Annotated in this window: 6 protein-coding genes; 3 read left to right on the forward strand and 3 right to left on the reverse strand. The window is 73.0% G+C overall.

What is annotated here, in order from left to right:
• Positions 1 to 187 precede the first annotated feature (187 nt).
• Positions 188 to 1780 carry a flavin-containing monooxygenase gene (locus ACFQ6N_RS29330; protein ID WP_380655341.1) on the reverse strand — a complete coding sequence of 531 codons (1593 nt, stop codon included), beginning with the start codon at positions 1778 to 1780 and terminating at the stop codon, positions 188 to 190.
• A gap of 661 nt (positions 1781 to 2441) precedes the next feature.
• Entirely contained in the window at positions 2442 to 3335 is an 894-nt protein-coding gene (locus ACFQ6N_RS29335; RefSeq protein WP_380655343.1) for a class I SAM-dependent methyltransferase, read from the reverse strand.
• Positions 3336 to 4503: 1168 nt separating this feature from the next.
• Between ACFQ6N_RS29335 and ACFQ6N_RS29340 the strand changes: the two genes are divergently transcribed.
• From ACFQ6N_RS29340 to ACFQ6N_RS29350, 3 genes are read left to right on the forward strand one after another with little or no spacing between them, the layout of a single operon-like run.
• Positions 4504 to 4764 (forward strand): hypothetical protein, encoded by a 261-nt coding sequence (locus ACFQ6N_RS29340; protein ID WP_380655346.1) that lies wholly within the window; start codon positions 4504 to 4506, stop codon positions 4762 to 4764.
• 32 nt (positions 4765 to 4796) lie between these two features.
• A complete protein-coding gene (locus ACFQ6N_RS29345) occupies positions 4797 to 5780 on the forward strand; it encodes a 3-oxoacyl-ACP synthase III family protein (protein WP_380655348.1) in 984 nt (327 codons plus the stop codon).
• Entirely contained in the window at positions 5777 to 6532 is a 756-nt protein-coding gene (locus tag ACFQ6N_RS29350) for an SDR family NAD(P)-dependent oxidoreductase (RefSeq protein WP_380655351.1), read from the forward strand. The genes ACFQ6N_RS29345 and ACFQ6N_RS29350 overlap by 4 nt, the downstream gene beginning before the upstream one ends.
• A gap of 396 nt (positions 6533 to 6928) precedes the next feature.
• On the opposite strand, the gene tpx is transcribed toward ACFQ6N_RS29350, so the two are convergent.
• Positions 6929 to 7429 carry a thiol peroxidase gene (gene tpx, locus ACFQ6N_RS29355; protein WP_380655353.1) on the reverse strand — a complete coding sequence of 167 codons (501 nt, stop codon included), beginning with the start codon at positions 7427 to 7429 and terminating at the stop codon, positions 6929 to 6931.
• Positions 7430 to 8109 lie beyond the last annotated feature (680 nt).

Raw genomic sequence — 8109 nt, forward strand, 5'->3', positions numbered from 1 at the left:
GAGGCCCGCTGTCTGCCGTCTGCGGCGTTCCCGTTCCCGTGTTCCCGGTTCGTGGTCTGTGGTGTCCGGCGGGCCGGCCGCCCGGTGTCGGGCGGCGGGCCGGGTGGTGCGTGGTGCCGGGTGTGCGGTGGTGCGGGGTGCGGGGGTGTGCGCCTGAGTGTGCGGGGGTGCGGGTGTGCGGGGTGTGTCAGGGGGTGGTGGTGTGGTCGGTGTGGGTGGCGGTCTGGTAGTTGGTGATGTCGATGTGGCGGGTCTGGCGGCGGAAGCGCCAGGTGTAGGTGGGCCAGATCGAGGGGTTGTTGCCGTGGTTGTCGGTGTACCAGCTGTTGCAGCCGCCGCTGTTCCAGACGGTGTTCTCGAGGCGGGTGCGGATGGTCTTGTTGTAGGTGTTCTGGGCTTCCTGGCGGACTTCGATGCTGGTGAGGTGGTGTTTGTCGAGGGTGTGGAGGGCGTCGAGGATGTAGGTGATCTGGGCTTCGATCATGACGGTCTGGGAGGAGTGGCCCAGGGTGGTGTTGGGGCCCAGGATCATGAAGAGGTTGGGGAAGCCGTGGATGGTGGTGCCGCGGTGGGCGGTCATGCCGTGGGTGGTCCAGGTGGTGTGGAGGGTGGTGCCGTTCCTGCCGTGGATGCGGTGGGCGATGGGGCGGTCGGTGGCGGTGAAGCCGGTGGCGAGGATGATGGTGTCGACGTCGCGGCGTCGTCCGTCGGCGGTGGTGATGTGGGTGGGGCCGACGGCGGTGACGGTGTCGGAGACGATGTCGACGTTGGGCTGCTGGATGGCGGGGTACCAGGTGTTGGAGAAGAGGAGGCGTTTGCAGCCGACGGTGTAGTCGGGGGTGAGGCGCTGGCGCAGGGCGGGGTCTTTGACGGATTTCTTGAGGTGGCCGGCGGCCATGTTCTTCATGCCGGTGGTGCGGGAGGGGCGGGACATGAAGAACGCGACGACTTCGCGGCCGTGTTTGTTGAAGGCGCGGCGGAAGCGCTGGTAGCCGGGGAGGTGGCGCAGCATCCAGGTGTGGCGGGTGGTGTTGGGCTTGTCGGGTTTGGCGGCGACCCAGGGGGGTGTGCGCTGGTAGAGGTCGAGGTGGGCGACCTGGGGCTGGATCTTGGGGACGAACTGGATGGCGGAGGCGCCGGTGCCGATGACGGCGACGTTGCGGCCGGTGAGGTCGTGGTCGTGGCGCCAGCGGGAGGAGTGGAAGACGGTGCCGGTGAAGGTGTCGAGGCCGGGCAGGTCGGGGACGGCGGGGTCGGAGAGGTAGCCGGTGCCGGTGACCAGGGCCTGGGCGGTGTAGCGGCCGTGGCTGGTGCGCAGGTTCCAGTGGTGGTGGGTGTCGTCCCAGCGGGCTTCGAGGAGTTCGTGGTCGTAGCGCAGGTGGGGGTCGACGCCGTAGCGGGTGGCGCAGGTCTTGAGGTAGGCGTGGACTTCGGCCTGGGTGGCGAAGGTGGACTTCCACTCGGGGTTGCGGGCGAAGGAGAAGGAGTAGAGGTGGGCCTGGACGTCGCAGGCGCAGCCGGGGTAGGTGTTGTCGCGCCAGGTGCCGCCGAGGTCGCGGGCGCGTTCGAAGACGAGGAAGTCGTCGACGCCTGCTTTGAGGAGGCCGATGGCGGTGCCCAGGCCGGAGATGCCGGCGCCGATGACGGCGACTTTGAGGTGGCGTACGGCGAGGTCGCCGGTGGTGGTGTGTTCGGGGGTGGCGGCGGGGGTGGTGTCACCGCCGGCGGTGGCGGGTGTGGCCGCGGTGGTGGTGCGGTCGGGGGCGGGTGTGGTGGTCATGGCGTCGGTGTCCTCTTCTCCGGGGGCTGCGGGAGCCGCGGGGTGCCGGGGGTGTGGTGGTGGCGGTGCCGGCGGGGGCTCCGGGGGCTCCGTAGGGTCCGGGTGGTCCGGGGGCCGGGTGGTCCGTCGTGTGCGGTGGGGCCGTGCGGTGGCGGTGGCGGTGGCGGTGGCGGTGGCGGGTGCGGGTCGTCGTGGCGCGCGGGCCCGGCCCGCCTGGTCCGCCTGGTCCGGCAGGTCTGTGCGTTCCGTTCCGCTCCGCTCTGTCCGTCCGTCCGGTTCCGTCCGTCCGGGCCGTCAGGTCCGGTCGGGGACAGGGCCGGTCGGGCCTGGGTCCGGTTCCGTCCGTCAGGTCCGTCAGGTCCGGTCAGGGGGCTGGGCCGGTCGGGGCCGGGGTCCGTCCGTCCGGTTCGGTTCCGTCCGTCAGGTCCGTCAGGTCCGTCAGGTCCGTCCGTCCGTCCGGTCCATCCGTCCGGTCAGGTCCGGTCAGGGGCCGGGGTCCGTCTGTCCGGGCCGGGTGGTCCGGTCCGGTTCTGTCCGGTCGGGGGGCGGGCGGGGTGCGGCGGGTGCGGTGGGGTGTCGGGGGTGGGGGCCCGGGAGTCCGGCCGGGTCGCGGGTGCGGGTCCGGTCCGGGTTCCCGGGCGTGCCGTGGTGTGGCGGGGTGTCAGGCGCGGCGGGTGAGGGTGACGCGGAAGTTGTTGAAGATGTGGTCTTCGAGGGTGTAGGCGAAGATGTCGAGGTAGCGCTCGAAGCGGGCGACGGTGGTCTCGTCGGTCATGGTGACGGCTTCGTCGCGGCGGTCGGCGAGGAGGCGGAGCCAGGCGCGGCAGGCGCGGGCGAAGGACTCGGGCTCGTTGCGGATCTCGGTGACCTCGAAGAGGCCGTCGAGGCCGGCGGCGAGTTCGGGCAGGCGCGGGATGTGGCAGCCTTCGAACTCCTCGCGCTGGAGGAACTTGAGGTCGTCGAGGAGCTGGCGGCGCAGCGGGGGGTTCTCGACGGTCATGGTGTGCAGGACGAAGCGGGCGCCGGGCTTGAGCAGGGAGTGGACCTGCTTGAAGAAGACGCGGTAGCGCTGGGTGCGCTCCTTGGGGGTGAGGGAGGACAGGACGAAGTGTTCGAGGGCGTTGATGCAGAACGCGGCGTCGTAGGGGTCCTCGCCTTCGGCGAGGCGGTGGTCTTCCCAGCTTTCGACGCGGGCTTCGATGGCGGGGTTGCCCAGGGCGTGGACGAAGTCGGACTGGGTGCGGGAGAGGGTGACGCCGACGGCGCGCTTGACGCCGTGGACGGTGGTGAGGCGGTTGAGCATGGTGCCCCAGCCGCAGCCGATGTCGAGGACCTTGGCGGTGCCGGCGGCCTGGGCGAGGTCGGTGAAGGCGTCGAGCTTGCGTTCCTGGGCTTCGTCGAGGACGGCGACGAGGTCTTCGCCGTCCTCCCAGTAGCCGCCGGAGTACATCATGGTGGGGCCCAGGATGAGGCGGTAGAGCTCGTTGGGGACCTCGTAGTGGTGGCGGATGGCCTCGACGTCGGGGTTGATGGAGCGGGCTTCGACGGTGGTCATGGGATGGGGCCCCTCGAATCGGTGTGACGGATGGGGAAGGCCGGGCGGCCGTACGGGCCGTGGCCGTACGGGTCTCGCGGGCCTTGCGGGTGGTGCGGTGGCGCGTGCCGTGGCCGTACGGTCCGTACGGGCCTTGCAGGGCTTGCGGGCCTTGCGGTCCGTGCGGGCCTTGCGGTGCCACGTGCTGTGGCCGTACGGGCCGTGCAGGGCTTGCGGGTGGTGCGGTGGTGCGGGCCGGGCGGGTCCGCCGGCGGCGCGTGGTCCGGGCGGTCCGTACGGGTGGTGAGGATCGTGCGGTCGGTCCGGGTCCCGCAGTCCGTGTCCGTGCCGTGCGTGGCGTGCGGCGGACCGTAGGACCGCTGCGGTGCCCGGCCGTTGACCTCGTGCCGCCGCCTCTCGGCCGTAAGGCCCTTTCGCTGCCGGGCCGTTGGCGCGGTGGCACCGGTTCCAGACCGTAAGGCCGTTGCCGTGCGGATCCGTTGGCGCGGTGGTGCCGGTTCCCGGCTGTAGGGCCGTTGCGGTGCCTGGCCGTTGGCCGTTGGCCGTTGGCGCGGTGGTTCGGGTTCGGGTTCGGGCTGTGGGGCCGTTGCCGTGTGGGCCTGTCGGCGTCGTGGCGCCGGCGTCTGGTGTCGTGGTGTCGGTGTGGGGTGGGCCGGGCGTGCGGGTGCGGTGTGTTGTGGGTCAGGTAAGCGCGTGTCTCGCAAGCGGTGCGCAAGGGGGTGCGGGCGCGGGGGGTTGCGGGGCGGTTGCGTGGGGGCGGGTTTCATGCGGTTCGACAAGACACGCGGCCCCCACGGCCGGGTCGTCTCCCAGAGTGTCCGTGCTCCCGGTGTGGCCGGGGGTGTCCGTCGGGGTCCGTGCCGGTGCCTTTCGGGGTGTCCGGGGCGGTGGTCCGGGTTCTTGTGCGCGGTCGTGCGCTGTTCGTCTCCTCGTGGTGTCCGGGCGGTGTCCGGGTGCGGCGGTGTGCCGGGGACGGGCGGGCGGTGTCCGGGCCCTGGGGCCGGGGCCGGCCGGCGGGTGTGGCGGGCCGGGGGGTGGTCTCCGGGTGTTGTCCCGGGTTCGTCCTGGTGCTTTCCCATGGCTTTTCCGACGCGTTGACAGCCGCCCGGCCCCCTTTTTTTCCGGAAGGAAGGAAAGGGGCGGGGGCGAGGAGAGGAAACGATCACAGATGTCGCAGATCCCCACCATCGAGGACCTGGCCCAGCAGTTGCAGGCGGTGTCCGGTGCGCACGAGATCGACGCGGACGCCGCGTTGCAGCACATCGCGGATGTGGACTCGCTGGACCTGATGGAGTGGCTGTACGGGTTCCAGAACCAGTACCCGCACATTCCGGCGGACGAGTCGCTGTTCGCGGACATCGACGACACGACGACGCTGCGTGTGGTGCACGAGCGGATCCTGGCGCTCGTTCCGGCCGCGGGCAACTGAGACCCCGGTCGCGGGGAGAGAGGGGTCGGGTGATGAGCGGTTTCGACGTCACCGGCTGGGGGATGTCGGTTCCCGAGCGGGTGGTGACCAGTGCGCAGCTCGCGGAGCGTTTCGGTGTGGACGAGCACTGGATCGTCTCGCGGTGCGGGATCCGTGAGCGGCGGGCGGTCGGGCCGGGGCAGACCACGGCGTCGATGGCCGTGGAGGCCGGGCGCCGGGCGTTGGAGCGGGCGGGGCTGACGGGTGCGGACATCGCGCATCTGATCGTGGCCACGGCGACTCCGGAGCAGCCCTCGCCGGCGACGTCGGCGTTCGTCCACGACGAGCTGGGTATCGCGGGCAGCGCGCACGACGTGAACTCGGAGTGTGCGGGGTTCGTGTACGCGCTGGTCACGGCGGCGGGGCTGTTGCGGATGGATCCGCGGCCGATCCTGGTGATCGGTTCGGACACCCACACGCTGACGGCGAACCCGGCGGACCGGGACCTGTCGATCCTGGTGGGCGACGGGGCGGGCGCGGTGGTGCTGCAGCCGGGGCCGGTGGACCGGATCCGGGCGTGGAACCTGGGCGCGGACGGCTCGTGCAAGAACAGCCTGAAGGTCCTGGCGGGCGGTTCGCGGATGCCGACGACGGCGCGGACGGTGGAGCAGGGGCTGCACTACGCGCAGATCAACGGCAACGAGATCTACCTGAACGCGGTGCGGTACACGGTGCGTACGATCCGCGAGACGCTGGAGCAGGCGAAGATCACCGCTGCCGAGGTGGACCACGTGGTGCCGCACCAGGCGAACATCCGGATCATCAACTCGGTGCTGGCGCACACGGGGATCCCGGCGGACCGGCTGGTGACGAACCTGGAGCGCTACGGCAACACGGCGTCGGGCTCGATCCCGATCGCGTTGGCGGAGGCGCTGGACGCCGGCCGGATCAAGGACGGTGACACGGTCCTGCTGGCGGGTTTCGGCGCGGGCATGACGTGGGGTTCGATCCTGCTGACGTGGGGAGGCGTGCGGTGAGCGGCAAGGAGGCGTTCGGGTCGCGTCCGGTGGCGCCGGTGGCGCTGGTCACGGGTGCGTCGGGCGGTCTGGGCAGCGAGCTGGCGCTGGCGCTGGACGCGGCGGGCTGCCGGGTCGCGGTGCACTACAACAGCTCCCGCGAGGGCGCGGAGAAGACCGCGGCGCAGCTGGTCAACGACCACGTGGTGGTGACGGGCGACGTCGCGCACTGGGACGCGGTGACCGCGATGTACGAGCAGGTGCGCCAGGCGCTGGGTCCGGTGGACGTGCTGGTGAACAACGGCGCGGTCCGCAAGGACGCGCTGATGGCGATGCAGAGTCCGGCGGACTGGCGCCGGGTGATCGACACGAACCTGGTCGGTTCGTTCCACACCGCGCGGGCGTGTGTGCCGGCGATGCTGCGGGCGCGGTGGGGGCGGGTGGTGAACATCGTGTCGCCGTCGGCGCTGATCGCCACGGCGGGGCAGACCGCGTACTCGGCGTCCAAGGCGGGGCTGATCGGGATGACCCGGACGCTGGCCGCGGAGTGCGGGCGGCGGGGGGTGACGGTCAACGCGCTGTCGCCGGGGTTCATGATCACCGGGATGACGGACACGCTGCCCGAGCACGTGGTGGCGGGGATGCTGGAGAAGGTCCCGGTGCCGCGGTTCGTCACGCCGCGGGAGGTGGCCCGTTCGATCGGGCTGTTCCTGGACCAGGACTGCATGACCGGGCAGGTCATCAGCATCGACTCCGGGGCCTCGATCACCTGAGGCCGCCCGGGTCCGCCCGGGGCTGTTCGGCGGGCCGGGGCCGTCCCCCCGGCGGCCGGTGCCCCGGCGGCCGGTGCCCGTCCGGGCCTGTCCGGGCCCGGTGTCCCCGTCCCCTCGGGGCTGTCCCCGCTCCCGTCCCTCGGGACTGTCCCCGTCCCCTCGGGGCTGTCCGTGCCCCCGTCCCCGGCCCGCTGCCGGGGCCGGGGGCACGGGCGTTCCCGGGGGCGTTTCGCCGGGGTGTTCCCCGCGGGTGCCCCCTGGGGGGTGCGGGTGCGGGGAAAGGGGTCGGCGGCCCGTTCCCGTGGTCCCGGTGAGGGGGGTGGGGGCGGGCCGCCGTGTGCGCGCGGGGGTCCCGTGGGGGGTGTGTCCCGTGGGGGTGTCCCGTGTGCGGGTGGGTCAGGCGAGGACGGCGAGGGCGGCCTCGTAGTTCGGCTCGTCGGCGATCTCCGCGACGAGCTCGGTGTGCAGGACGGTGTCGTTCTCGTCGAGGACGACGACGGCGCGGGCGGTCAGGCCGGCCAGCGGGCCGGAGTTGATGGCCACGCCGTAGGTGTCGTGGAAGTCGCGTCCGCGCAGGGTGGACAGGGTCTTGACGTTGTCCAGGCCCTCGGCGCCGCAGAAGCGGGCCTGGGCGAACGGCAGGTCGGCGGAGATGCACAGCACGACGGTGTTGTCGAGGGCGCCGGCCTGGGCGTTGAAGGTGCGCACCGACGTCGCGCAGGTGGGGGTGTCGATGCTGGGGAAGATGTTGAGGACCTTGCGGGTGCCCGCGAAGTCCTTCAGCGAGGTGTCCGCCAGTCCCGCGCCGACCAGGGTGAACGCGGGGGCCTGGGTCCCGGAGGCGGGCAGTGCGCCGCCGACCTCGACCGGGTTCCCCTTCAGGGTGACCTGAGCCATGAAAAGCCTCCTACCAGCGGTGGGTGTACGGGTGTGCAACGCCGCCGATCCTACTGCCCGCCCCCGCCCGCCCCGCCGGGCGGCCACCGGCTGGGACGCCCCGCCCCGGTTCCGTGCGGGCCCCGGGCCTGGGACGCCCCGCCCCGCCCCGTCCGCCCCCGCCCCGCCCCGTCCGCCCCCGGCCCGGCGTGGCCTGCTCCGGCTCTCCGCTCCCTGCCCGGCCTGCCGCGGTTCACCCGGCCGTCCCTGCCCGGCCCGTCCGGCCCGCCGGGCGGCCACCGCCGGTCCCCGTCCCCGCCTTCGTTCCGGGCGGGCCGGCGCCTTGCCGCGGCCGCGGTTCACCCTGCCCGCTCTGCCCGGCTCGCCGGGTGACCACCGGTCGGACGCCCCCGGCCCCGGCCGGCCCGGGACGCTTCGTCGCCCCGGCGCGGTCCGCTCCGGTTCACCCCGCCCCGCCAGCCCCGCCGGGCGGCCACCGCCGGTCCCGGTTCCGGTCCCCGTCCCGGGCGGGCCGGCGCCTTGCCGCGGCCGCGGTCCACCCTGCCTGCTCTGCCCGGCTCGCCGGGTGACCACCGGTCGGACGTCCGGCCCCGGCCGGCCCGGGACGCTTCGTCGCCCCGGCGCGGTCCGCTCCGGTTCACCCCGCCCCGCCAGCCCCGCCGGGCGGCCACCGCCGGTCC

Source organism: Kitasatospora sp. NPDC056446, from assembly GCF_042796115.1.
Classification (GTDB): Bacteria; Actinomycetota; Actinomycetes; order Streptomycetales; family Streptomycetaceae; genus Kitasatospora.